The 22,389-nt window shown below is 68.4% G+C and carries 15 protein-coding genes and 1 pseudogene; 13 read left to right on the top strand and 3 right to left on the bottom strand.

Features of this window, described 5'->3' with window-relative positions:
* Together ID810_RS09660 and ID810_RS09655 are read left to right on the top strand one after the other, a co-directional pair.
* Nucleotides 1–1,044 carry a hypothetical protein gene (locus ID810_RS09660; RefSeq protein WP_166856115.1) on the top strand — a complete coding sequence of 348 codons (1,044 nt, stop codon included), beginning with the start codon at nucleotides 1–3 and terminating at the stop codon, nucleotides 1,042–1,044.
* A 271-nt stretch (nucleotides 1,045–1,315) separates the two neighbouring features.
* Complete coding sequence (locus ID810_RS09655) at nucleotides 1,316–2,326, top strand: hypothetical protein (protein ID WP_166856113.1); 1,011 nt, start codon at nucleotides 1,316–1,318, stop codon at nucleotides 2,324–2,326.
* Between the two features lie 85 nt (nucleotides 2,327–2,411).
* Here ID810_RS09655 and ID810_RS09650 read toward each other — a convergent pair whose 3' ends face one another.
* Nucleotides 2,412–3,158 carry an A24 family peptidase gene (locus tag ID810_RS09650; RefSeq protein WP_166856111.1) on the bottom strand — a complete coding sequence of 249 codons (747 nt, stop codon included), beginning with the start codon at nucleotides 3,156–3,158 and terminating at the stop codon, nucleotides 2,412–2,414.
* A gap of 233 nt (nucleotides 3,159–3,391) precedes the next feature.
* Between ID810_RS09650 and ID810_RS12515 the strand changes: the two are divergent.
* Nucleotides 3,392–3,659 (top strand): annotated as a pseudogene (locus tag ID810_RS12515) (transposase); the annotation flags it as partial.
* A 320-nt stretch (nucleotides 3,660–3,979) separates the two neighbouring features.
* Nucleotides 3,980–4,495: a hypothetical protein gene (locus ID810_RS09645; RefSeq protein WP_166856109.1), complete on the top strand. Its 516-nt coding sequence runs from the start codon at nucleotides 3,980–3,982 to the stop codon at nucleotides 4,493–4,495.
* Between the two features lie 1,018 nt (nucleotides 4,496–5,513).
* Here ID810_RS09645 and rplL read toward each other — a convergent pair.
* Complete coding sequence (rplL, locus tag ID810_RS09640; protein ID WP_166856107.1) at nucleotides 5,514–5,903, bottom strand: 50S ribosomal protein L7/L12; 390 nt, start codon at nucleotides 5,901–5,903, stop codon at nucleotides 5,514–5,516.
* Nucleotides 5,904–5,991: 88 nt separating this feature from the next.
* Nucleotides 5,992–6,513, bottom strand: coding sequence for a 50S ribosomal protein L10 (gene rplJ / locus ID810_RS09635; RefSeq protein ID WP_166856105.1), 522 nt, complete (start codon nucleotides 6,511–6,513; stop codon nucleotides 5,992–5,994).
* Nucleotides 6,514–6,909: 396 nt separating this feature from the next.
* Between rplJ and ID810_RS09630 the strand changes: the two genes are divergently transcribed.
* The 9 genes from ID810_RS09630 to rplC all read left to right on the top strand — a co-directional run bounded on the left by ID810_RS09630 (nucleotide 6,910) and on the right by rplC (nucleotide 22,385).
* Complete coding sequence (locus ID810_RS09630; RefSeq protein ID WP_166856103.1) at nucleotides 6,910–7,305, top strand: DUF192 domain-containing protein; 396 nt, start codon at nucleotides 6,910–6,912, stop codon at nucleotides 7,303–7,305.
* A 1,099-nt stretch (nucleotides 7,306–8,404) separates the two neighbouring features.
* Nucleotides 8,405–11,929 (top strand): DNA-directed RNA polymerase subunit beta, encoded by a 3,525-nt coding sequence (gene rpoB / locus ID810_RS09625; protein ID WP_166856100.1) that lies wholly within the window; start codon nucleotides 8,405–8,407, stop codon nucleotides 11,927–11,929.
* A 142-nt stretch (nucleotides 11,930–12,071) separates the two neighbouring features.
* Nucleotides 12,072–16,028 (top strand): DNA-directed RNA polymerase subunit beta', encoded by a 3,957-nt coding sequence (locus ID810_RS09620; protein ID WP_166856098.1) that lies wholly within the window; start codon nucleotides 12,072–12,074, stop codon nucleotides 16,026–16,028.
* Nucleotides 16,029–16,443: 415 nt separating this feature from the next.
* Complete coding sequence (gene rpsL, locus ID810_RS09615; protein WP_166856096.1) at nucleotides 16,444–16,818, top strand: 30S ribosomal protein S12; 375 nt, start codon at nucleotides 16,444–16,446, stop codon at nucleotides 16,816–16,818.
* Complete coding sequence (gene rpsG, locus ID810_RS09610) at nucleotides 16,818–17,288, top strand: 30S ribosomal protein S7 (RefSeq protein WP_166856094.1); 471 nt, start codon at nucleotides 16,818–16,820, stop codon at nucleotides 17,286–17,288. The genes rpsL and rpsG overlap by 1 nt, the downstream gene beginning before the upstream one ends.
* 81 nt (nucleotides 17,289–17,369) lie before the next feature.
* Nucleotides 17,370–19,505, top strand: a complete 2,136-nt coding sequence (gene fusA / locus ID810_RS09605; RefSeq protein ID WP_166856093.1) for an elongation factor G — start codon at nucleotides 17,370–17,372, stop codon at nucleotides 19,503–19,505.
* A 189-nt stretch (nucleotides 19,506–19,694) separates the two neighbouring features.
* On the top strand, nucleotides 19,695–20,885 hold the full coding sequence (gene tuf, locus ID810_RS09600; protein WP_166856090.1) for an elongation factor Tu: 1,191 nt from the start codon (nucleotides 19,695–19,697) through the stop codon (nucleotides 20,883–20,885).
* 511 nt (nucleotides 20,886–21,396) lie between these two features.
* Nucleotides 21,397–21,705, top strand: a complete 309-nt coding sequence (gene rpsJ, locus ID810_RS09595; protein ID WP_005987219.1) for a 30S ribosomal protein S10 — start codon at nucleotides 21,397–21,399, stop codon at nucleotides 21,703–21,705.
* A gap of 11 nt (nucleotides 21,706–21,716) precedes the next feature.
* Nucleotides 21,717–22,385: a 50S ribosomal protein L3 gene (gene rplC, locus ID810_RS09590; RefSeq protein WP_166856088.1), complete on the top strand. Its 669-nt coding sequence runs from the start codon at nucleotides 21,717–21,719 to the stop codon at nucleotides 22,383–22,385.
* Nucleotides 22,386–22,389: the final 4 nt, after the last annotated feature.

Genomic DNA, 22,389 nt, shown 5'->3' with positions numbered 1-22,389 from the left:
GTGGTCATCGTCATCGCGCTCGTCCTCCTCGGCGTCGTCACCGGAGCCTTCCATCGGGTGCTGTGCATGGTCGACTCCTCCACCTGCGCCACGGTGGGACCCGTCGTGGCACCCACGGGTGCCGTCGAGTTGCCCGCCGCGAGCGACGAACGCGCCGTCCGCGCCGCCGCCGGCACCGGGACGCTGACCGGTGGGAGCCGCCCCGCCGTCGTCGACCGGAGCGCCCGCCCCGCCGCCCATGTCGCCCCCTCCTGGGACGAGCTGTGGGGAGAGGGCCAGGACGAGGACGAGGCCGCCGGCCCAGCGGGCTTCGGCGGCGCGGGCGTGCTCATCGGCCTCGAGGAGCTCGCCTGCGGCACCCAGGACACGCCGCCCTGCGACACATGGGAAGGACTCGCCTCCGACGACTCCGCCTCACGTGCCACCGGCCTGCTCCGAGCACCCCTGCTGGGCCTTAACACCGCCGACCCGTCCGCCGCCCCCGTCGTCGTCGACCTTGCCCTGCCGCTGAGGAACGACGCAGCCCTCGACGCCGTCGGCACCGTCCTCCACCGCTCGGTCCTCGACCCCGACGCCGGGGCGACGACCCTGAGCTGGACGTGGCAACGCCGTGACGGAGCACTCGTCCAGGTCATCGCCGAGCGTCAGCTCGACGGCGCCCTGTCCGCACTCAGCGTCTCCTCCCTCGCCCAGGCCCCCGCGGGGGACGGGGTGTCGGGAGGGCTGGAGCGCACCGAGCTGGTCGTACCCGTCACCCCGGCCAGCAACGCCGCCCTCGAGTCCTGGCTCGTCGACCTCGCCGCCCAGCGGGTCGACCCCGAGCCCGCCGCCCTCACCGAGGTGGACTCCGCCGACCTGTCCGCCAGCGCCTTCGAGCGCCTCGCCGCCCTGACCGGGGAGGGCTCGAGGAGACCTCCGTGGCGCTCATGTCGATGTGCTCGGCGACCGCCGCCCCGGTCTGAGCGGCCCGAACGGGCGCTGCCGCCGGCCGTGGCTCACAGGACCGCGAGGGCCCACACGGTGTACGCACCGACGATGAGATAGGGCAGCCCGCCCAGCCCGATGGGCGCCCAACGAACCGACGAGCGTGACCGTGCAGGCCAGGCCTCCGAGGACGAGGAACAGGACCGTCTGCGGCGTGGGCCGCAGGAGATGACGTCGACGCTCGGCACCGGGCACGGGCACCACGTCGCCCGCCCCGTCGTGCGGGGTGAACGCCCCTGGCCTGAGGCGCGGGGCGACCGGTAGCGTGCGATACGTCCATGCTGTCCCGTGACAGTCATACCGTGCGCCGACAGTCTTGTAAGGAGCCCCCATGGCACTCTCCCGACGTTTCCTGCTCCGATCCTGCGGTGCCGTCGCGCTCACCGCGGCCGGTGCGCACGTCCTCGTCGGCTGCTCCGACGACGGCTCGGACAGCGGGGAGGAGGCCCAGGTCCCCGAGGACTGGGCGCAGGAGGTCATGGAGCCGCTGACGATCCCGCTGCCGGTCGGGATGAGCCTCTTCTTCCAGGAGAGCGGGTCCACCGACTTCTACTGGGACCGTTGCTGGACCAACAGCACGCCCGAGATCCCCACCTCCGACCTCGTCCTCGCCCGCCTGTGGGGGCCTGGCGCTGAGGACAACGCGTCCGTCACCCTCAGCGTCACCTCGCTCGGCCAGATCGTCGGCGGGGAGGTCGCGGTTGGTGAGATTGAGGAGATCGACGGCGGCTCGCGCCAGTCGCTGACGTCCTCCGCGGGCGCGGGTGCCGTGTGGTCGCTCACCAACGGCTTCACAGCGGCCGTCGTCGTCCTGTTCGGCCCGTCGGTGGACAAGGACATGATCGCCTCCTTCGGTGCAGGCCTGGCCCTGGCCGACGAGCCGGAGCTCGTGACGCCGGCCGAGGGCTGGCAGCGTCGTCAGGCCGCCGGCCTGTCGCTCCTTGTGGGCGAGGACTGGAACGACGTCGGTCGGCCGGATGAGAGCAACGGCGCCAGCCCCTGGACGAGGGCGTGGACCGACCGCATCTCGTCCACGACGCGGGGCGCCGTCATGGCCGGGGACGGGCTCACCGGAGCCTCACTGTCTGAGGCCGTCACGGGCTTCCTCAACGACCCTGGGGTGGCGGCGCTGCGCGACTCGGCGGTGTCGACCTTCTCCAACGACTCGTTGAAGGGTCAGCGCGTCGACTTCCTGTGGAACCGGCAGGGCGACTACCCCGGCTGCCTGTGGGTCGTGCGCGACGGCGACGTCAACCGGGCGGTCATGCTCTTGCGTTGGGACGCCTCCCGCGACTTCGAGCAGGACCGCGCCACCCTCGAGGCCGGGCTCACCCTCCTGTAACCTCGTCCGCCCCGGTGCCCGCCGCCGGGGCGACGGCCAGCACGCTGCCGGGTGCGATCCCCGCGTCCCGCGCTGCCTGCCGGGCTCAGGCGACCGCCAGGGCCCAGGCGGCCACGGCCCCCACGATGAGGTACGGGCCCATGGCGATCATCGTGTCCCTGCGGGCCAGACGCAGCACCATGAGCACGATCGCCACCGTGCCCGCGATGAACAGGCCCGCGACGACGCCCGCCACCGGCACGGCCCAGCCGAAACGCCCGAGCCAGAGCCCGGTGAGCGCACACAGCTTGACATCGCCCATGCCCAGGCCCGAAGGCACCAGCGCGAGCAGAAGGGTGACGGCCCCCAGCCCGGCCGCGGCCGCCAGCGACTCGCCCACAGGCGCGAGGGCCTGAGAGAGCCCGCCCCCCGCCGCCAGGCGCGCCACGACCTCAATGACGACGCAGGCCGCGGCCCACAGTGCCGCCGGGCCGAGCAGACCGTTCGGCAGACGGTGGCAGACGGCATCCGTGCTACCGGCCACCGTCAGCGCGGCCATCATCGGCAGGGCGAGAGACAGCTCCCACCAGCGGCCAGAGCCGAGTGCGGCGCAGCCGGCCGCGCAGGCGACGACGAGAAACAGCGCCATCTGCCAATGGGGGAGTAGGAGGGCACGCCGATTCGGGGCAGCGCGCAGCGCGGGCTCCTCCGCGGTCCCGTCGGCACCACGCAGCGCATCAACGAGTAGCGCATCAAGGTACTCGCGTGCGAAGCGCGACGCCGGCCCGTAGACCGCAGCGGCGCAGGCGGCCAGGACGGTGAGGGCGACGAGGACCGGGAACACGGACGACACGAGGTGCACGGTCGCCACTGTCTCACGGCTCGAGCGCCGGGCACCCGCTCCGCGCGCCCCGAATCGCCCTCCAGTATGGGGCGAACGCCCCTGGTCTCAGCCTCAGAATTGCGGACAATGTGTTGCCATTCCTCCTCCTCCCGGGTGTGTCCCCTGGCGTGGTGGTCATTGCCGTGAAGTGTCCGGGGTTTTGTTCGGGCTTGCTTTCTCAAGGGAGGGTCGGGACGTGCCCCAGAGGTGTGCTGTGCTCCACGAGGGCGATCGAGCCGCTCAGTGCCAGGTTCTGCAGGGCGGTGAGAGTCCGCGGCCACTTCCCGGCCGAGCAGGCCGCGTTCAAGACGCTCGACCTGACCGTGAAACCCTTGGACCCCAGGGGCACCGGCCAAACCAGACGGGGCACGCGCTGCAAAGCCCGCCCCGAACGCCTTTGCCGCCACCTTCGCTGACCGCATGCCCACGCCCAGCACCCACCACCAGGGAAACCATCACTCACACCGTTAACCAGACGGCCCTCCACCTGGGGTGGTGGACGGGGTAAGCCGTTGCTCAGGGCGCAGTTGTGAGCTCAGCCATGAAGTTCCCGGCGGCGGGCCAGGAGAAGCAGTCCGCCGGCAACGACAAGACCGCCAACGCCGGCGGCCACACCAGTGAGGTTCGCACCGGTGGAGGCCAGGCTCGGACGATTCGGACGGCTGGGTATCACCGACGGCTCCGGGGCACCCGGAGCAGTGGGTTGAGCAGTGGGCTGCGGCGACACGCCGGGCACTGGGGCTGAAGAACTCGGCCCAGGCTCAGGTGCCGGGCTGATCGAGGGGCTCGGGATGACCGGGGTCGGCGACGGGCTAGGTGTGGGGGTCGGGTTAGGTGTCGGGCTAGGCGTAGGGGTCGGGCTAGGTGTGGGGGTCGGGCTCGGGGTCACCTCGGTAGGCGTAGTGCTCGGCGTCGGCATCGGAGACGGTGTCTCCGTCGGTGTGGGGGTCGGGCTCGGGGTCGGCGACAGACTCGGCGTCGGCGTCGGCGTCGGCGTCGGCGTAGGCGTCGGGCTAGGTGTGGGGGTCGGGCTCGACGTGGGGGTCGGCGTCGGGCTAGGCGTAGCAGACGGCGTCGGCGTCGGGGTCGGCGACAGACTCGGCGTAGGCGTCGGGCTCGGGCTAGGCGTCGGGCTTGGGGTCACCTCGGTAGGCGTAGCGCTCGGAGTCGGCGTCGGGGTCGGGCAGGCCACCCCAGAATCCTGGGCCTTTCCGAACGAGTGGCTGGCCTCGCCGCCTTCGAACTCGAACCCAGGTTTCGGGGTAACGCTCAAGGTCCCGTCCGCCGCCAGCGTCCAATCCAGCTGATCGGTATTCTCAGGGACCTGCCACGTCGCGTTGTCCGGCCCACAAGGGTCATTCACGCCAGGGGCAGCCGGGACCGGGATCTTGGTCGGATCATCAACTTCCAACTTGATCCTGAAGTCGATAGAGACTTTCTCTTTCTGGGTGTCATTCCCGTTTTCCATGAACGGGAAAGCAATCCGAGCGTCAAAGGTGAGGGTCTCACCTGGGGCCACCGTCAGCACTGCGGTCTCCCTCGTGCCATTGCACCGGAGACTCTCAGCGACCAGGCTGCCGCCGCTGTAGTCAACCTTGGCGTCCATCCCTGGAGAGTAGAACGTGGTCTTCCCACCGGGATGCGGCAGACTCATGAGGAAAGGGTCATCCGCGAATGATGCCCCCACGCAGCGCTCGTTCGTCCAGGCCATGGTCACGACGACTCTTGCTTCCCGGCTGCCCGTATTCTTCACATCGAAGCCGCCCCTGATCGAATCACCTGGTGACAATGCGAAGGGGCCACTCTGCCCGTCACCAAGTGTCAGTTCCGGAACGTTGTCCACCGTTGTCTTGTTCGTGCTGTCCACGCAGAACGTGTCCTCGGGGCAGCTTGGGATCGTCGGCGCGCCCGGCTCCTCCGCAACAGCGGACGTGGGGACGCTCAGGGCTAGGGCGCCAGCGAGCGCCACCGCACCTAGCGACTTCAGGAACCGGCTCAACCTCAGACCGTTGCCGGTTCGCCGAGCCAGAGCACCATGCCTCATCGTCATCGTGGTCTCCTGGGGTGGGATGGGGAAGGTGCCTGTGTTGACACCACGGGGAACTACCGCCATTCAACCACCGTCCGGCCCGTAATACAGCCGCAACCGCATCGCGATGCCCGCAATCCTGCCGTTACAGCCATGTGTGTAGCTGGCCACAACCAAGTACCACTCATCAGCCCCCAGACATCACTGTGCCCCGCCCACCATTGGTGGACGGGGCATAGCAGGTCCCCTTCCGTCAAGCCACCACTAGGCGGCAGCCGACGGCGTCGGGGTAGGACTCACTTGAGAGTGACGGTGGCACCGGCGCCCTCAAGCTGAGCCTTGGCCTTCTCAGCGGTCTCCTTGTTGACGCCCTCGAGGACGGCCTTGGGAGCGCCGTCGACCAGCTCCTTGGCCTCCTTCAGGCCGAGGGAAGTCAGTGCGCGCACCTCCTTGATGACGCCGATCTTCTTGTCGCCGGCAGCCTCGAGGATGACGTCGAACTCGTCCTTCTCCTCCTCAGCAGCGCCGGGGGCGGCGGCACCGGGGGCGGCGGCAACGGCAACGGCGGCCGGAGCGGCAGCGGTGACGTCGAAGGTCTCCTCGAAGGCCTTCACGAACTCGGACAGCTCGATGAGGGTGAGCTCCTTGAAAGCCTCGATGAGCTCGTCGGTGGTCAGCTTCGCCATGATGGGCGTTCCTTCCTGAAAAAGGGTCCTGCACCGTCTATGTTCAGCACAGGGTCTGTGTTGTGGTGTGAGGGGTGACGCACGCGGCTCAGGCCGCGGCCTCTTGCTTCTCGCGCAGGGCGTCGACAGTGCGAACCGCCTTGGAGGCGGGCGCGACGAAGAGGTACGCAGCCTTGGACAGCGACGCCTTCATAGCGCCAGCAGCCTTGGCGAGCAGCACCTCACGGGACTCGAGCGAAGCCAACTTCTCGACCTCAGCGGCGTTGAGGACGTTACCGTCCATGACACCACCCTTGACGACGAGCTTGGCGTTGTCCTTGGCGAAGTCACGCAGGGCCTTGGCGGCCTCGACCGGCTCACCGGTGACGAAGGTCAGGGCGGTGGGGCCCTTGAGGTCGTCAGCGAAGGCTTCCAGGCCGGCCTTGCGGGCAGCGATGGCGGCAAGCGTGTTCTTCACCACGGTGTACTCGGCGTGACCGGCGAGCGAACGACGCAGCTCCTTGAGCTCGGCGACGGTCAGCCCGCGGTACTCAGTCAGCAGCACGGCACCGGAGTCGCGGAACTTGCTCGCGAGCTCGGCGACAGCCGCCTCCTTGTCAGGCCTTGCCATGGGCCCTCCTTCCGTGGTCTGCCGCAGGTGTCCGTGCCTAGAAACGGAAGAAGCCCCGCGCCGGCAAGGCACGGGGCTCTCACTCCGCACGACGCGGAGGGGTCTCGTTCTCACCTGCGCCGGCCTCGCCGCCCATGGGCGCCGAACTTGGTCCTGATCCTCGCGGACCGGGAGACCTGCGGTCTTTGGCAGGTGCCACACTACCGGTCCTGCTCCCCCGCACCGCAAGCGCTGCACGGCTCCAGCACGGTGCGATCGGTCACGTGGCCGGGGACGCACACGCGCGGGGCGCACGCCGCCAGCAGCGCCGGGATGACGGCGTAGAAGGTCGGGGACGCACACGCGCGGGGCGCAGGCCCCTTCACGGCGGCCCGGCCGCGAGCCTACGGTTGCGCCGTGCCTCAACTCTTCCCCACGTGGGCCTCGCCGACCGCTCCCGCCCGCCTGCTCATCGACGGCGTCGACTCCGGCCTGCCCCTGTGGGTCACGCGCAACCGCAAGGAACGCAATGCCGGCCTGCTGGGCACGGACGGACTCGACGGAGCCCTGTGGATCCGCGGTTGCAACTGGATCCACACCTTCGGCATGCGTCATGCCATCGACGTCGTCTACGTCGCTCGCTCGGGCCGTGTGCGTGCGGTGCGCACGACCCGGCCTGGGCGCTTGGGGGCGCCGCGGCCGACCGCCACCGCAGTTGTCGAGCTTCCGCAGGGGGCCGCCGAGCGCGCCGGGATCGTCGTCGGCAGCGTGCTGGCCGTCGGGCAGGCCGACGACGCGGGCCCGACCGCCTGAGGGTCCAGCCTCACCACTCCATGACATGGAGATTCCAGCCGTCGGCCGGTGGGACCACCTCCTGGTCGTTTGAGCCACCACATCTCTGAGCTGGCCGAGGGGTCGGCTGTCATGCCTGCGCAACCCGCCCACCCGCCCCTCTTCCGGGCATCGGGCGCAGGTCCCTGCCCGTCCATCTCGTGCCTCGCCCTCGTGCCTCGCCCGTCGATCTCGTTCCTCGCCCATCCATCTCGTTCCCCAGCGCTCGACCTCGTTCGTACAAGGAACGAGATCGACTTCTGGGGAACGAGATCAGAACCTGAGGAGCGAGATCGACTTGTGAGGAACGAGATCAACGGCGGTAGCCGAGTCCTCTGCGAGCCGCGACGGACGCCAGCCGCGCTCACCCAAGCCCGACCACACCAACCAGGCCCGCCACGCCAACGCACCCGCCGCACTCACCCAAGCCCGACCACGCCAACCAGGCCCGCCGCGCTCAACCAGGCCCGCCTGTGCGTCCGCCACACCGGGGAACACCAGGAGGGGCCTGTGGAGGCTGCGGTTGTGCGGGCGCATGAGCGTGCCACACCCGGGAACGCGAGGAGGGGCCCATGTTCAGCGCACATCCCGGTCCAGCCCCCAGGTGGGCGGGGCCTCACGGCCCGTCGGCACGGGTGGGCCATCCCCCAGACCCCAGCCCCCAGGTGGGCGGGGCTCCACGGCCGTGCGGAGGAACAGGAGGTCCTCACCCGGTCCAGTCTCCAGGTAGGCGGGGCATGACGGCCCGCCACCACCGACGAGTACCGCGCCGCTGTCCAGTCCCCAGGTGGGCGGGGCATGACGCGTGTGCACCGACCCGCGGCCGCCGTCGGAACGCACCCACGGGCGAAAGCCGGGCAGTATCCACGAATGTGTCCGGGATCGCAAGAACCTGAGGGGTCCGGCCATAGAGACGGCTGGGGGCGGCGTGTACGCTAGCGCTTTGCGTCCATTGTGTGTACTAGCGCGAGTGTGATCGCCCGACGGAGCACAGGCCCTGGCCTGGACCCGCCGCGGCGTACCCGGTCGCCATCGCGCAGTGTACGCAGAGTGATCCCCGAGATGAGGGAAGGATCCCCCTTTGGCTGCCTCGCGCACCTCTGCACCTACTGCTGCTGACATCGCCGCGCGCACCGCGTCGCGTCGCATCAACTTCGCGAAGATCCCCGAGCCCATGCAGGCTCCGAACCTTCTCGCCCTGCAGACCGAGTCCTTTGACTGGCTCGTTGGCAACTCGACGTGGCGCCAGCGCGTCAACGCCGCGAACGCTGAGCGACCCGACTCCCTGCCCAGCACCTCCGGTCTTGAGGAGATCTTCGACGAGATCTCCCCGATCGAGGACTTCGGCGAGACCATGGCCCTGTCCTTCCACGACCACCGCTTCGAGGACCCGAAGTACACGGCCGAGGAGTGCCAGGAGAAGGACCTCACCTACTCCGCCCCCCTCTACGTCGTCGCGGACTTCGAGAATTTCCAGACCGGTGAGATCAAGTCGCAGACCGTCTTCATGGGCGACTTCCCGCTCATGACCGACAAGGGCACCTTCATCGTCAACGGCTCCGAGCGCGTCGTCGTCTCCCAGCTCGTGCGCTCCCCGGGCGTCTACTTCGAGCGCGCCACCGAGAAGGCCACGGACAAGTACGTCTACAACGCCAAGTTCATTCCCTCGCGCGGTGCCTGGCTCGAGTTCGAGATCGACAAGAACGACCACGTCGCCGTGCGTGTGGACCGCAAGCGCAAGCAGGACATCACCGTCTTCCTCCTCGCCCTGGGCATGGACGAGGCGGAGATCCGCGAGGAGTTCAAGGCCTACCCGGCCCTGACCAGCGTCCTCGACGAGGACCGCAAGGTCACCACCCAGGACGAGGCCCTGCTCGACATCTACAAGAAGATCCGCCCCGGTGAACCGCCGAGCGTCGAGGCCGGCCGCACCCTGCTGGAGAACTTCTACTTCAACCCCAAGCGCTACGACCTGGCCAAGGTCGGCCGCTACAAGATCAACAAGAAGCTCGGCCTGGCCGCAGACCTGGCCGACTCCGTCCTGCGCATCGAGGACATCACCGCCGCCATCAAGTACCTCCTGGCGCTGCACGCCGGCGAGGAGAGCGTCGAGGGCGTGCGCGACGGCGAGATCGTCGAGGTCGCCGTCGAGTTTGACGACATCGACCACCTGGGCAACCGTCGCATCCGCGCCGTCGGCGAGCTCATCCAGTCGCAGGTGCGCACCGGCATGAGCCGTATGGAGCGTCAGGTGCGCGAGCGCATGACCACCCAGGACGTCGAGGCCATCACGCCCAACACCCTCATCAACATCCGCCCCGTGACCGCGGCCATCAAGGAGTTCTTCGGCACCTCCCAGCTGAGCCAGTTCATGGACCAGAACAACCCGCTGGCCGGCATGACGCACAAGCGCCGCCTGTCCGCCCTGGGCCCCGGCGGCCTTTCGCGCGAGCGCGCCTCCATGGACGTGCGAGACGTCCACACCTCCCACTACGGGCGCATGTGCCCCATCGAGTCCCCCGAGGGCCCCAACATCGGCCTCATCGGCTCGCTGGCAACCTTCGCCCGCATCAACCCCTTCGGCTTCGTCGAGACCCCCTACCGCGTCGTGCGCGACGGTGAGATCACCGACGAGACCCTCTACCTGACCGCCGACGACGAGGACCGCCACGTCATCGCCCAGGCCAACGTCGAGCTCACCGAGGACAGCCACCACTTCGTCGAGGACCGGGTCCTGTGCCGTGTCACCGGCGGCGAGCCCGCCCTGGTTGCGGCCGCCGAGGTGGACCTCATGGACGTCTCCCCGCGCCAGATGGTGTCGGTGGGTACCTCCCTCATCCCCTTCCTCGAGCACGACGACGCCAACCGCGCCCTCATGGGTGCGAACATGCAGCGCCAGGCCGTGCCGCTCATCCGCCCCGACGCCCCGCTCGTGGGCACGGGCATGGAGCGGCGCACCGCCGTCGACGCCGGCGACGTCCTCGTGGCCACCAAGCCCGGTGTCGTCACCGAGGTCTGCGCGGACTTCGTGCGCGTGGCCAACGACGACGGCTCCGAGACGGTCTACAAGGTCGCCAAGTTCCGCCGCTCCAACCAGGGCAACTGCTACAACCAGCTCGTCGTCGCCAACGAGGGCGAGCACGTGGAGGCCGGCAGCGTCCTGGCGGACGGCCCCGCCACCGAGGGCGGCGACCTGGCGCTCGGCCAGAACCTCCTCGTCGCCTTCATGACCTGGGAGGGCCTGAACTACGAGGACGCCATCATCATCTCCCAGCGCGTCGTCGCCGAGGACCTGCTGACCTCGATCCACATCGAGGAGCACGAGGTCGACGCCCGCGACACCAAGCTCGGTGCCGAGGAGATCACCCGCGACATCCCCAACGTCTCCGAAGAGACCCTGGCCAACCTCGACGAGCGCGGCATCGTCCGCATCGGCGCCGAGGTCCGCAGCGGCGACATCCTCGTCGGCAAGGTCACCCCCAAGGGGGAGACCGAGCTCACCAGCGAGGAGCGCCTGCTGCGCGCGATCTTCGGTGAGAAGGCGCGAGAGGTGCGCGACACCTCCCTGCGCGTGCCGCACGGCGAATACGGCATCGTCACCGGCGTGCGCGAGTTCGACGCCTCCAGCGAGGACGCCGAGCTGCCCGCCGGCGTCAACCGGATGGTGCGCGTCTACATCGCCCAGCGCCGCAAGATCACCGTCGGTGACAAGCTCTCCGGCCGCCACGGCAACAAGGGCGTCATCTCCAAGATCAACCCGGTCGAGGACATGCCCTTCCTGGCGGACGGCACCCCCGTGGACGTCATCCTCAACCCGCTGGGTGTGCCCAGCCGTATGAACGTCGGCCAGGTCCTCGAGCTGCACCTGGGCTGGGTCGCCTCCCGCGGCTGGGACGCCTCCGCCGCCCGCAAGGCCGGTGAGGAGTGGGCCCTGCGCCTGCCCGAGAACGGCGTGAGCGCGGAGCCCCGCACGCCCGTGGCCACCCCCGTCTTCGACGGTGTGCGCGGCGACGAGCTCATGGGCCTGCTGTCCTCCGCGCTGCCCAACCCCGAGGGCCTGGACCTCGTCCAGCCCGACGGCAAGGCCCGCCTGTTCGACGGCCGCTCCGGCGAGCCCTTCCCGTACCCGATCTCGGTCGGCTACATGTACATCCTCAAGCTCCACCACCTGGTGGACGACAAGATCCACGCCCGTTCCACCGGCCCGTACTCGATGATCACCCAGCAGCCGCTGGGCGGTAAGGCGCAGTTCGGTGGCCAGCGCTTCGGCGAGATGGAGGTGTGGGCGATGGAGGCCTACGGCGCCGCCCACGCCCTGCAGGAGCTGCTGACCGTCAAGTCCGACGACGTCAACGGCCGTGTCAAGGTCTACGAGGCCATCGTCAAGGGCCAGGACATCCCCGAGCCCGGCATCCCCGAGTCCTTCAAGGTGCTCATGAAGGAGATGCAGTCGCTGTGCCTTAACGTCGAGGCGCTCGACCACGAGGGCAACGTCATCGGCCTGGACGACGCCGACGACGACGGCCGCCGTGCCTCCGAGGAGCTTGGCTTCGACCTGGGCCGCCGCCCGGGTGGCGTCCTGCTCTCCACGGTCGACGAGATCTGAGCCCAACCGGGACCCGGTAGAGGGGGCGAGCACCGCCCCGCCCCCTCCCGGGCCCCACGGGCCACCGGCAGCGTCATGGAACAACGCCCCGGCAGCCCCACCAAGACACACACGATGAGCTGACACATCGGAATGAGGAACTGTGCTCGACGCTAACGTCTTCGATCGCATCCAGCTCGGTCTCGCCACCGCCGAGGACATCAAGTCCTGGTCCCACGGTGAGGTCAAGAAGCCCGAGACCATCAACTACCGTACCCTCAAGCCGGAGAAGGACGGGCTCTTCTGCGAGAAGATCTTCGGTCCCACCCGCGACTGGGAGTGCGCCTGCGGCAAGTACAAGCGCGTGCGCTACAAGGGCATCGTCTGCGAGCGCTGTGGTGTCGAGGTCACCCGCTCCAAGGTGCGCCGTGAGCGCATGGCCCACATCAAGCTGGCCGCGCCCGTGACCCACATCTGGTACTTCAAGGGCGTGCCCTCCCGTCTGGGCTACCTGCTCAACCTGGCCCCCAAGGACCTGGAGAAGGTCATCTACTTCGCCGCCTACATGGTGACCGAGGTGGACGAGGAGGGCCGCCGCGACGACCTTCCCTCGCTACGCAACGAGCTCGAGGTCAAGAAGAAGCACGTCGAGGAGGCCGGCCAGGCCGACGTCGAGGCCCGTCAGCGCCGCCTCGAGGAGGAGCTGGCCCAGCTCGAGGCCGAGGGGGCCGAGCAGTCCCAGCGTGACCGCCTGCGCAAGGTGGCCGAGCGTGAGATGGGCGCCCTGCGCCGCAAGAACGCCCGCACCCTGGAGCACATGGACCGCGTGTGGGACCGCTTCGTGGGTCTCAAGGTCGGCGACCTTGAGGGCGACGAGGTCCTGTACCGCGACATGGTCGCGGACTACGGCATCTACTTCAAGGGCGCCATGGGCGCCGAGGCGATCCAGGCGCGCCTGCGCACCTTCGACCTCGCGGCCGAGGCCGAGACCCTGTCCGAGGTCGTCGCCAACGGCACCGGCCAACGCAAGACCCGCGCCATCAAGCGCCTGAAGGTCATCAACGCCTTCCGCATCACGGGCACGGCCCCGGAGTCGATGGTCCTGGACAACATCCCGGTCATCCCGCCGGACCTGCGCCCCATGGTCCAGCTCGACGGTGGCCGCTTCGCCACCAGCGACCTCAACGACCTCTACCGCCGCGTCATCAACCGCAACAACCGCCTCAAGCGGCTCATGGACCTGGGCGCGCCGACGATCATCGTCAACAACGAGAAGCGCATGCTGCAGGACGCCGTCGACGCCCTGTTCGACAACGGCCGCCGTGGTCGCCCCGTCACCGGCGTCGGCAACCGTCCGCTGAAGTCCCTGTCCGACATGCTCAAGGGCAAGCAGGGCCGCTTCCGCCAGAACCTGCTGGGCAAGCGCGTGGACTACTCGGGCCGCTCGGTCATCGTCGTCGGTCCCCAGCTCAAGCTGCACCAGTGCGGTCTGCCCAGCCAGATGGCCCTGGAGCTGTTCAAGCCCTTCGTCATGAAGCGCCTGGTCGAGCTCAAGGAGGCCCAGAACGTCAAGGCCGCCAAGCGCATGGTTGAGCGCGCCAACCCCAAGGTCTGGGACATCCTGGCCGAGGTCATCCGCGAGCACCCCGTGCTGCTCAACCGCGCCCCCACGCTCCACCGCCTGGGCATCCAGGCCTTCGAGCCCCAGCTCATTGAGGGCAAGGCCATCCAGCTGCACCCCCTGGTCTGCGGCGCCTTCAACGCCGACTTCGACGGCGACCAGATGGCCGTGCACCTGCCGCTGGGTGCTGAGGCGCAGGCCGAGGCCCGCATCCTCATGCTGTCGAGCAACAACATTCTCAAGCCTTCGGATGGCCGTCCGGTGACCATGCCCTCCCAGGACATGATCATCGGCACCTACCACCTCACCCAGACGCCGGACCCGACGGCCCCCGTCGAGGTCGACGCCGAGGGCAACGAGGTCGTGCCGTCCTTCTCCTCCTTCGCGGAGGCGGTCATGGCGCACGACTTCGGCAAGCTGCACGTCAACGCCACCGTGGACATCCGCTTCGAGGAGGGCATCACCGCCCCCGAGGGCTGGAAGGCTCCCGAGGGCTGGAGCGAGGGCGACCCGATCACCCTGCGCACCTCCCTGGGCCGGGCCCTGTTCAACACGGCGCTGCCCGAGACCTTCCCCTACGTCAACTACGTCGTGGACAAGAAGAAGCTCGGCAACATCGTCAACACGCTGGCCGAGGGCTACCCGCGTGTGGACGTCGCGGCCTCCCTCGACGCGCTCAAGGCCAACGGCTTCTACTGGTCCACCTGGTCCGGCATCACGGTGGCCTACGCCGACGTCGTCTCCCCGGACTCCAAGCCCGCGATCCTCGCCCGCTACGAGGCCGAGGCTCAGGAGATCGAGGACCAGTTCGACCTTGGTGCGCTCACCGAGGAGGACCGCTACCAGTCCCTCATCGACATCTGGACCAAGGCGACCAACGAGGTTGCTGAGGCCATGCGTGAGAACTTCCCGGCCCGTAACGCCGTCTACCAGATGGTGGTCTCCGGTGCCCGTGGTAACTGGGACCAGATCCGCCAGCTGGCCGGCATGCGCGGCCTGGTGGCCGACCCCAAGCAGCGCCTCATCGAGCGTCCGATCAAGTCGAACTACCGCGAGGGCCTGAGCGTTCTGGAGTACTTCATCGCCACCCACGGCGCCCGCAAGGGCCTGGCGGACACGGCGCTGCGTACCGCGGACTCGGGCTACCTCACGCGTCGTCTGGTGGACGTCTCCCAGGACGTCATCGTCCGCGAGGAGGACTGCGGTACCCGCAAGGGCCTGACCAAGCGGATCTTCACCACCACGATGGTCGACGGCGCCACGGTCAAGGAGCCCAGCGAGATCCTGGGCACCACCGTCTACGGCACGACGCTCGCGCGTGACGCGGTCGACGCCGAGGGCACGGTCGTCATCGCGGCGGGCACGGACCTTGGCGACGCCGAGATCGCCGCCGCCATCGAGGCGGGCATCGAGGAGATCACGGTGCGCTCGGTGCTCACCTGCGACTCCGCCGTCGGAACCTGCGCCGCCTGCTACGGCCGCTCGCTGGCCACCGGCAAGCGTGTGGACATCGGTGAGGCCGTGGGCATCATCGCCGCGCAGTCCATCGGTGAGCCCGGCACGCAGCTGACGATGCGTACCTTCCACACGGGTGGTGCGGCCGGTGCGGCGGACATCACCCAGGGTCTGCCGCGTGTGCAGGAGCTCTTCGAGGCCCGTACCCCCAAGGGTGAGGCCGCGGTGGCCGAGGCCGCTGGTCGCCTCAGGATTGAGGACGACGCCGACGGCAAGCGCCTGGTCATCACGCGCGACGACGGCGAGGAGGACCTCGTGGTCCCGGTCTCGCGCCGCCAGCGCCTGCTGGTGACCGACGGCGACCACGTGGAGCCGGGCGACGCGCTCACCGAGGGTCCGATCGACCCCAAGAAGGTGCTGCGCCTGCGCAGCGTGGGTGCCACCCAGCGCCACCTCGTCGAGGAGGTCCAGGAGGTCTACCGCTCCCAGGGCGTGGACATCCACTCCAAGCACATCGAGGTCATCGTGCGCCAGATGCTGCGTCGCGTCACCGTCCTGGAGTCGGGCGACACGATGCTGCTGCAGGGCGACCTCGTGGACGTCATGACCTTCCGTGCGGAGAACCGTCGCGTGATGGCCGAGGGCGGTAAGACGGCTTCGGGCCGTACCGAGCTCATGGGTATCACCAAGGCCTCGCTGGCCACGGACTCCTGGCTGAGCGCCGCCTCCTTCCAGGAGACGACGCGTGTGCTCACCGAGGCCGCGATGAACGGCAAGTCGGACCCGCTGCTGGGCCTGAAGGAGAACGTCATCCTCGGCAAGCTCATCCCCGCCGGTACGGGCCTGGCCCGCTACTCGGACATCGAGGTGGAGCCGACGGAGGAGGTCAAGCAGGAGGTGTTCTCGCGCACGGGCCTGACCGATGACATGTTCGGCGTCGGCGAGTCGGTCGCGCTGGACGACTTCCACTTCGGTGGGGACTTCCGTGCGGACTTCTCCGAGGACTTCCGCACGGGCTTCAGCTCGGAGGACTACCAGTTCTGAGCGCAGCGCCGCCCTGAGGCCGGGCTCGCGACTGGGCTGGGACGACGGCGGGCTGTCACCATCGAGGTGGCGGCCCGCCGTCGTCGTACTGCTCCGGGGCGGGTGGACGTGTCGCATGACACGACGTCGGCTGCTCTCTGCGCCTGGCGGGGGAGAGGGCCGCTCGGTATGTTTGTCTCCGGTGCCCGCGTGCGGGCCACCGTTCTCCACTCCGTTCCCAGCGGCAGGCGCCCCCCGGCGCCACCGTGACGCGGGTCTGCCGCGGCGGGAACCGACGGGCCCCTTCTCCGCGGGGCTCCGGGCGCGTCACACGCGCACCGGCCTGGTCCCCGCGGCGTCGCGCGCCGTGAGCGAGGACGAGGGCCGGCAGCAGGCAGCAGAACTGTCCGACGCACTTCTAGATGGAGAATCCGTAGTGCCTACCATTCAGCAGCTGGTCCGCAAGGGCCGCTCCTCGAAGCGCTCGTCGTCCAAGACGCCGGCGCTCAAGGCCAGCCCGCAGCGTCGTGGCGTGTGCACCCGCGTGTACACCACGACCCCGAAGAAGCCCAACTCCGCCCTGCGTAAGGTCGCCCGTGTGCGCCTGTCGTCCGGCATCGAGGTCACGGCCTACATCCCCGGCGAGGGCCACAACCTCCAGGAGCACTCGATCGTGCTCGTCCGCGGTGGTCGTGTGAAGGACCTTCCCGGTGTCCGCTACCACATCGTGCGCGGCTCCCTCGACACCCAGGGTGTCAAGGGACGCCAGCAGGCACGCTCGAAGTACGGCGCCAAGAAGGAGAAGAAGTAATGCCTCGTAAGGGTCCCGCGCCCAGGCGCCCCCTCGCCGTCGACCCCGTCTACGGCTCGCCGGTCGTCACCCAGCTCGTCAACCGCGTCCTTCTGGACGGCAAGAAGTCCACCGCCGAGCGCATCGTCTACGGTGCCCTCGAGGGTGTGCGCTCCAAGACGGACCAGGACCCGGTCGCCGTCCTCAAGCGCGCTCTGGACAACATCCGCCCGGCCCTCGAGGTCCGCTCCCGCCGCGTCGGCGGTGCGACCTACCAGGTCCCCGTCGAGGTGCGCCCCAACCGCGCCACCACGCTCGCTCTGCGCTGGCTCGTGGACTACTCCCGCCAGCGTCGTGAGAACACGATGACCGAGCGTCTTATGAACGAGATCCTCGACGCCTCCAACGGTCTGGGCGCCGCTGTCAAGCGCCGCGAGGACATGCACCGCATGGCCGAGTCCAACAAGGCCTTCGCCCACTACCGCTGGTAACAGCTACACGTCGGCCGGGCTCTGCACCCGGCGGGCCCCGGCCGACGCTGACTCTTCCCCCACTGAACGAAGGACTCTCACGTGGCACTTGACGTGCTGACTGACCTCACGAAGGTCCGCAACATCGGCATCATGGCGCATATCGATGCCGGTAAGACCACCGTCTCCGAGCGCATCCTCTTCTACACCGGTATCAACTACAAGATCGGTGAGACCCACGACGGCGCCTCCACGATGGACTGGATGGAGCAGGAGCAGGAGCGTGGCATCACGATCACCTCCGCTGCGACCACCACCTTCTGGAAGGGCACGCAGATCAACCTCATCGACACCCCCGGCCACGTGGACTTCACGGTGGAGGTCGAGCGCTCCCTGCGCGTGCTCGACGGCGCCGTCGCGGTCTTCGACGGCAAGGAGGGCGTCGAGCCCCAGTCCGAGACCGTGTGGCGCCAGGCGGACAAGTACAACGTTCCGCGCATCTGCTACATCAACAAGATGGACAAGCTGGGCGCAAACTTCGACTTCTCCGTCCAGACGATCCGTGACCGCCTCCACGCCACGCCGATGGTCATCAACTTCCCCATCGGTGCGGAGAGCGAGTTCTCCGGCGTCGTCGACGTCATCGAGATGCGCGCTGTGCGCTTCCCCGAGAAGGACGCCGACGGCAAGGAGACCCGCGGCGCCGTCGTCGAGTACGAGGAGATCCCCGCTGACCTCCGGGCCCGTGCCGAGGAACTGCGCTCCGAGCTCATGGAGACGGTCGCCGAGGTCGACGACGAGCTCATGGAGAAGTACCTCGAGGAGGGTGAGCTCACCGTCGAGGAGATCAAGCGTGGCATCCGTGCGCTGACCATCGCCGGCGAGGCCTTCCCCGTCCTGGCGGGCTCCGCCTTCAAGAACAAGGGCATCCAGCCCGTTCTCGACGCCGTCATCGACTACCTGCCGTCCCCGCTGGACGTGCCGGCCGTCGAGGGGCACGTGCCCGGCGACGAGGAGAACGTCATCGTGCGCGAGTCCGACGACAACGCTCCGTTCTCCGGCCTCGCCTTCAAGGTGGCGACCCACCCGTTCTACGGCAAGCTCGTTTACGTGCGCGTCTACTCGGGCAAGGTCTCCTCCGGTGAGCAGGTCCTCAACGCCACCAAGGGCAAGAAGGAGCGCATCGGGAAGATGTTCCAGATGCACTCCAACAAGGAGAACCCGGTCGATGTCGCCCACGCGGGCCACATCTACGCCTTCATCGGTCTCAAGGACGTCACCACCGGTGACACCCTGTGCGCTCAGTCGGCCCCGGTCATCCTGGAGTCCATGACCTTCCCGGACCCGGTCATCCACGTGGCCATCGAGCCCAAGACCAAGGGCGACCAGGAGAAGCTGGGTGTCGCCATCCAGAAGCTCTCCGAGGAGGACCCGACCTTCACGGTCGAGCTCGACGAGGAGACCGGCCAGACCGTCATCGGCGGTATGGGCGAGCTGCACCTGGACGTCTTCGTCGACCGTATGCGCCGCGAGTTCAAGGTTGAGGCCAACGTCGGTAACCCGATGGTGGCCTACCGCGAGACCCTCAAGCGCAAGGTCGACAAGGTCGACTACACGCACAAGAAGCAGACCGGTGGCTCCGGCCAGTTCGCGAAGGTGCAGATGTCCTTCGAGCCCCTCGAGGTCGTTGAGGCCGCGGAGGGCGAGGAGAAGAAGCACTACGAGTTCGTCAACGCCGTCACCGGTGGCCGCGTGCCGCGTGAGTACATCCCCAGCGTCGACGCCGGCGTCCAGGAGGCCATGCTCACGGGTGTCCTCGCGGGCTACCCGATGGTCGACGTCAAGGCGACCCTCATCGACGGTGGCTACCACGAGGTCGACTCCTCCGAGATGGCCTTCAAGATCGCCGGCTCCATGGCGTTCAAGGAAGGTGCGAAGAAGGCCCACCCGGTCCTCCTCGAGCCCGTCATGGCCGTGGAGGTGCGTACCCCCGAGGAGTACATGGGCGATGTCATCGGCGACCTCAACTCTCGCCGTGGCATGATCCAGTCGATGGAGGACGCCGTCGGTGTGAAGGTCATCCGGGCGGCGGTCCCGCTGTCCGAGATGTTCGGCTACGTCGGTGACCTGCGCTCCAAGACGCAGGGTCGCGCGGTGTACTCGATGTCCTTCGACTCCTACGCGGAGGTCCCGAAGAACGTCGCCGACGAGATCATCGCCAAGGCCAAGGGCGAGTGACGCCCCCGGCTTCCGGGGGTCGGACGCAGTCCGTCCGACCCCGGGACCACGGGCCCGCAAGGCGCGGGACCCGCGTAACCAGTAATCTTTCCAACAACCCATCAGTAGAGATTCTCGACTCGGGCACGGCTAGCATGTGGTTAGTCGAATCACGACGAAGAGAACTCCCCGAGTCCCAGGAGGACACAAGTGGCCAAGGCCAAGTTCGAGCGGACCAAGCCGCACGTCAACATCGGAACGATCGGTCACGTCGACCACGGCAAGACGACGCTGACTGCCGCGATCTCCAAGACGCTGCACGACCTGTACCCGGACCTCAACCCCTTCACGCCCTTCGACGAGATCGACAAGGCTCCCGAGGAGCGTCAGCGCGGTATCACGATCAACATCGCGCACGTCGAGTACGAGACCGAGAAGCGTCACTACGCCCACGTTGACGCCCCTGGCCACGCCGACTACATCAAGAACATGATCACCGGTGCCGCCCAGATGGATGGCGCGATCCTGGTGGTCGCCGCCACCGACGGCCCCATGGCCCAGACCCGCGAGCACGTCCTGCTCGCCCGTCAGGTCGGTGTCCCCACCCTCCTCGTCGCCCTCAACAAGTGCGACATGGTCGAGGACGAGGAGCTCCTCGAGCTCGTCGAGATGGAGGTGCGCGAGCTGCTGTCCTCCCAGGAGTACGACGGCGACAACGCCCCCGTCATCCGGGTCTCCGCCTTCCAGGCGCTCGAGGGCGACGCCGCCTGGGCCGAGAAGATCAAGGAGCTCATGGACGCGGTCGACGAGTACATCCCGACCCCCGAGCGCGACATGGACAAGCCCTTCCTCATGCCCGTTGAGGACGTCTTCACGATCACCGGTCGTGGCACCGTCGTCACCGGCCGTGTCGAGCGCGGCAAGCTCCCGATCAACTCCGAGGTCGAGATCCTCGGTATCCGCGAGGCCCAGAAGACCACGGTCACGGGCATCGAGATGTTCCACAAGCAGATGGACGAGGCGTGGGCCGGCGAGAACTGCGGTCTGCTCCTGCGCGGCACGAAGCGTGAGGACGTCGAGCGCGGCCAGGTTGTCGTCAAGCCCGGCTCCATCACCCCGCACACGGACTTCGAGGGCCACGTCTACATCCTCACCAAGGACGAGGGCGGCCGTCACAACCCGTTCTACTCGAACTACCGTCCGCAGTTCTACTTCCGCACCACGGACGTCACCGGCGTCATCACGCTGCCCGAGGGCACCGAGATGGTCATGCCCGGCGACACCACCGAGATGACCGTTGAGCTCATCCAGCCCATCGCCATGGAGGAGGGCCTCGGCTTCGCCATCCGTGAGGGTGGTCGCACCGTCGGCTCCGGCCGTGTCACCAAGATCCTCAAGTGATCTGATGCAGCAGGTCCTGTGAACGCAGCAGGCTGCTGACGACGTCGAATCCCCCCGGTTCCATACGGAGCCGGGGGGATTCGTCATGCCTGGGTCCGGCCGACGGGGGAGAGGCCGACGCAGCAGGCCGACGACGACGGCGGCCGGACGGTGGGCGGCACATGCGGGGTGGGTGGTGTGGTGACGACGGCGGCACCCCACGGGGCGCTGCCGACGCCCGCGACACGCCCGAGCGCGTGGACCGGGTGGGCGGTCTCACAGGAGAGGACCGCCCCCTCGGCTTTCCTCATGAGCCGCGGCGCTGCTAGCGTTGCCTGGCCGGTGCGTGACAGCGCGCCGACCACCTCCCGGGGTCGTCCCGGGAACCAGTCTGACGGACCCGGTGCCCACCGGGTTTCCGTGTGTCCAGACCGGTCCCTCATTGTCAACAGTGAGTGCGTGTGAGCAGGTCGCGTCAGCGACACGCCCGAGCGCGTGGACCGGTCTCCGAAAGCAAGAGAGGTTAGGCGCCATGGCGGGACAGAAGATCCGCATCCGGCTCAAGTCCTACGACCACGAGGTCATCGACAGCTCGGCGCGCAAGATCGTCGACGTCGTGACTCGCGCAGGTGCGACGGTCGTGGGCCCGGTGCCGCTGCCGACCGAGAAGAACGTGTTCTGCGTCATCCGGTCGCCCCACAAGTACAAGGACAGCCGTGAGCACTTCGAGATGCGCACGCACAAGCGGCTGATCGACATCATCGACCCGACCCCCAAGGCCGTCGACTCGCTCATGCGCCTCGACCTGCCCGCGGACGTCAACATCGAGATCAAGCTCTGAGGACTGAAGCCATGACTACGCTTAACCAGCCGGCTCCGGCCGCGCCTGCCAAGGCGCTGCTCGGCACCAAGCTCGGCATGACGCAGATCTGGGACGAGAACGGCATCATGCGTCCCGTCACCGTGGTCCGCGTCGACACCAACGTCGTGACCCAGGTCCGCAACGTCGAGACCGACGGCTACGAGGCCGTCCAGCTCGCCTTCGGCGAGATCGACGAGCGCAAGGTCACCAAGCCCCTCCAGGGCCACTTTGCCAAGGCCGGCGTCGCCCCGCGTCGCCACGTCGCCGAGATCCGCACCTCCCTCGCCTCCGAGTTCACCCTGGGCCAGGAGCTCACCGCCGACATCTTCGAGGTCGGCCAGCTCGTGGACGTCCAGGGCACCTCCAAGGGCAAGGGCTTCGCGGGTGTCATGAAGCGTCACGGCTTCAAGGGCGTCTCCGCCTCGCACGGTGCGCACCGCAACCACCGCAAGCCCGGCTCCGTCGGCGCCTGCGCCACCCCGGGTCGCATCTTCAAGGGTCTGCGCATGGCCGGACGCATGGGCCACGCGACCACCACCGTCCAGAACCTCAAGGTTCGTGGCGTGGACGCCGTCAAGGGCGTCCTGCTCGTCAACGGCGCCATCCCCGGCCCCAAGGGCTCGGTCGTCGTCGTCCGCACCGCGGTGAAGGGAGCCTGACACC

It is taken from the genome of Actinomyces respiraculi (assembly GCF_014595995.2).
GTDB classification, from domain to species: domain Bacteria; phylum Actinomycetota; class Actinomycetes; order Actinomycetales; family Actinomycetaceae; genus Actinomyces; species Actinomyces respiraculi.
The sequence above is the reverse complement of the archived record's forward strand: the minus strand, read 5'-3'. Positions and strand labels throughout refer to the sequence as shown.

Excerpts from the sequence above, each read along its gene's own strand:
- ID810_RS09655 (WP_166856113.1), top strand. The coding sequence starts at position 1,316 with ATGGCACTCTCCCGACGTTTCCTGCTCCGATCCTGCGGTGCCGTCGCG.
- ID810_RS09645 (WP_166856109.1), top strand. The coding sequence starts at position 3,980 with ATGACCGGGGTCGGCGACGGGCTAGGTGTGGGGGTCGGGTTAGGTGTC.
- rplL (WP_166856107.1), bottom strand. The coding sequence starts at position 5,903 with ATGGCGAAGCTGACCACCGACGAGCTCATCGAGGCTTTCAAGGAGCTC.
- rplJ (WP_166856105.1), bottom strand. The coding sequence starts at position 6,513 with ATGGCAAGGCCTGACAAGGAGGCGGCTGTCGCCGAGCTCGCGAGCAAG.
- rpsG (WP_166856094.1), top strand. The coding sequence starts at position 16,818 with ATGCCTCGTAAGGGTCCCGCGCCCAGGCGCCCCCTCGCCGTCGACCCC.
- rpsJ (WP_005987219.1), top strand. The coding sequence starts at position 21,397 with ATGGCGGGACAGAAGATCCGCATCCGGCTCAAGTCCTACGACCACGAG.
- rplC (WP_166856088.1), top strand. The coding sequence starts at position 21,717 with ATGACTACGCTTAACCAGCCGGCTCCGGCCGCGCCTGCCAAGGCGCTG.